This window comes from Lacticaseibacillus jixiensis (assembly GCF_042847315.1).
Taxonomy (GTDB): domain Bacteria; phylum Bacillota; class Bacilli; order Lactobacillales; family Lactobacillaceae; genus Lacticaseibacillus; species Lacticaseibacillus jixiensis.
Genome location: NZ_BAAFPR010000072.1, coordinates 1 through 2,266, shown reverse-complemented (window position 1 = coordinate 2,266; position 2,266 = coordinate 1). Strand labels below are relative to the sequence as shown.

Here is a 2,266-nt window from a genome sequence, read left to right as displayed (position 1 = left end):
CGTAAGCACCCAACCAAATGACGTCTGGAATTCAAAAAGCCCGGCAGCCGAGAAAATCTACTTTCTCGGATACCGGGCATTGTTGGTTTTCTTGTCTAGCTTTCCTGGTGCCAATTCCACGGCAAATACTGCCCCAGAAATTCGAATTTTCGATTCTCGGGATATTGTGCCATTTCATTCAGGACTTCGGTTAGATAAGTTGTCGGATCGATTGCGTTCGCTTTGCACGTTTCGATAATACTCATCAAAATCGCGTTGGCGCGGGCACCATCTGGACTCGTGCTGAACAAAAAGTTCTTGCGCCCCATGACGTAGCTCTTCATGTTCCGTTCTGAGGCGTTATTACTCAAATCGATCTCTCCGTATTTTAGGAGACGATCGATGTAAGGACGCATGTTTTCCGCGTAACTGACGGCTTTCCCAAGGCTGCTTTTTGGTAAAGCGTCGTTCTTGTCACACCAAGCCCAGAACCGATTCAGTAGTGGCTTGAGCTTGCTGCGGCGACGTCTGCATCGGGCTTTGGGTGACAATGCACGCCACTCGTTTTCAAGATGAAACATTTGGTCCAGCAACTGTAGTGGCACACAATAATCTTTTGTTTTAGCGACCTGGGATGCTTCAACGAACTTTCGCCGCACGTGTGCCATACAGCCAACGCGTTCGATGGTCAAACCATTGTAGCCGGCGTAGCCGTCGCATTGAAGCACTCCGTTAAACCCTGCGTATAACGCTTTGGCAACCGCCTGACTGCGGTGTGGATCATACTTGAAGTAGACCATGGGCGTCGGACTTTTGCGCACCGTGCGTGCTACCCACATATAGGATTGGTCTGTCGCTTTGCGATTGGCTTCTTTCAAGACCTGTGTGGGTGTTTCATCACCTTGAAGAAATGGCTGGCGAACTAGGCACTCATGAATCCGATCATAGATCGGAGCCATGAGTTCTGCACTTTCGATCATCCAGTTGCTTAGGGTCGTTTCACTAACAGTCAACCCGAGTCGCTTCCACTCGTTCAGCTGACGATAAAGCGGCACATCCAATTCGTATTTGTCGTGGATTACCTTGGCTAACAGCGATGGCGTCACGACGCTTCGAATGATCACCGCGTTTGGCAGGTGGGCTTGAAGAAACTCGGGTTCCGCTTCGCCATCGCTGCGGACCTTCTTGTAGGTGCGCACATAGTAGACAGTCTTCTTCAGTTTAGCGGGAATATACTCAATAGTGGTGCGTGCCTCACGCCTTCCGACTGGAACTAGCTTCCAACCAGGTGCACACACGCGCTGCTCTGGTGTAATGTCGATTGTTTCTTCGACACACTCCACATCAGGACTGATCTTCTCGCTCAGCTTCTTAGCTTTCTTGCGGTCATGTGCTTTAACATGAGTGACTGTTTCGGCAGCTTTTAATGCCGCTTCAGTTTTCGCGTATTCTTCGGCGAACAGGGCGAGCTGTTCGTATTTGCTCAGGTCGGGGGTTCCGCTATGTTCGGACTTTTGTCCGAATACCTGCTTCTTGAACCATGCGATCTGCTCTTCCAGTTCGCTGACCTTCTGCCGTAACGCAATCACTTCGGCATGCTCATCAATCGTTGTTGTCACTGCACCCATGTCCTCACCACCTTACTGTATGATTTAGACTTTACCACTCCTTTGGCTCATTGGATACGGTTTCTTTGGCGGGTTAACAAGATGAATCGTTGATTCGATCGACCAGCCTGTCAATAGTCTGGTCAATTGCTGATGCGTCAATGCTTTGGCAGCGCCTTGATCCATTGGCCACTGTAGACGGCCGTTCTCGTAACGTTTATACAAGATGACAAATCCATCGCCGTCCCAATACAAGGCCTTGAAACGGTCCTTCTTACTCCCGCAGAACAAATAAAGGTTCTGGCAATATGGATCAAGGTGATATTGCGCTTGAACGATTCCCGCCAAGCCGTCGATGCCGCGGCGCAAATCGGTTTTACCGCACACCAAATAGACTTGGGTGATGCGTTTGAGGTCCAGAAGCATTTAGAACACCGCCTTCAAAAGGGCATCAAGGATGTAGCTGTTGACGTGGTTGTAAACGATGACGGTCTTCTCGTCGCTTAACTTGATTTGAAGCGCTTTGGTCGTCTCCGTCGGTCTTGCTCTCGGCTGATCCAGCTGAAAGTGGACAACATCAGGTTTATCTTCCAAAAAAATCACCTCACCAAATATATTGATGAGGCAAGTATAACGCGCTGGATTTTCGGTGAGAATCCGTCATTTGGCTGGGTGCTTAC

3 protein-coding genes are annotated in these 2,266 nt (G+C 49.5%); all 3 read right to left on the bottom strand.

Features of this window, described 5'->3' with window-relative positions; genetic code table 11:
* Positions 1-95: 95 nt before the first annotated feature.
* From tnpC to ACGG90_RS15430, 3 genes are read right to left on the bottom strand one after another with little or no spacing between them, the layout of a single operon-like run.
* The gene (tnpC, locus tag ACGG90_RS15440) at positions 96-1,607 is read right to left on the bottom strand and encodes an IS66 family transposase (protein WP_390410718.1); all 1,512 of its coding nucleotides are present in this window, start codon (positions 1,605-1,607) and stop codon (positions 96-98) included.
* Between the two features lie 24 nt (positions 1,608-1,631).
* The gene (gene tnpB, locus ACGG90_RS15435; protein ID WP_390410717.1) at positions 1,632-2,012 is read right to left on the bottom strand and encodes an IS66 family insertion sequence element accessory protein TnpB; all 381 of its coding nucleotides are present in this window, start codon (positions 2,010-2,012) and stop codon (positions 1,632-1,634) included.
* Positions 2,013-2,180 carry a hypothetical protein gene (locus ACGG90_RS15430; RefSeq protein WP_390410716.1) on the bottom strand — a complete coding sequence of 56 codons (168 nt, stop codon included), beginning with the start codon at positions 2,178-2,180 and terminating at the stop codon, positions 2,013-2,015.
* Positions 2,181-2,266: the final 86 nt, after the last annotated feature.

What these genes read in the sequence shown, in the direction of transcription:
- tnpB (WP_390410717.1), bottom strand. Translation starts at nt 2,012, where the DNA reads ATGCTTCTGGACCTCAAACGCATCACCCAAGTCTATTTGGTGTGCGGT.
- tnpC (WP_390410718.1), bottom strand. Translation starts at nt 1,607, where the DNA reads ATGGGTGCAGTGACAACAACGATTGATGAGCATGCCGAAGTGATTGCG.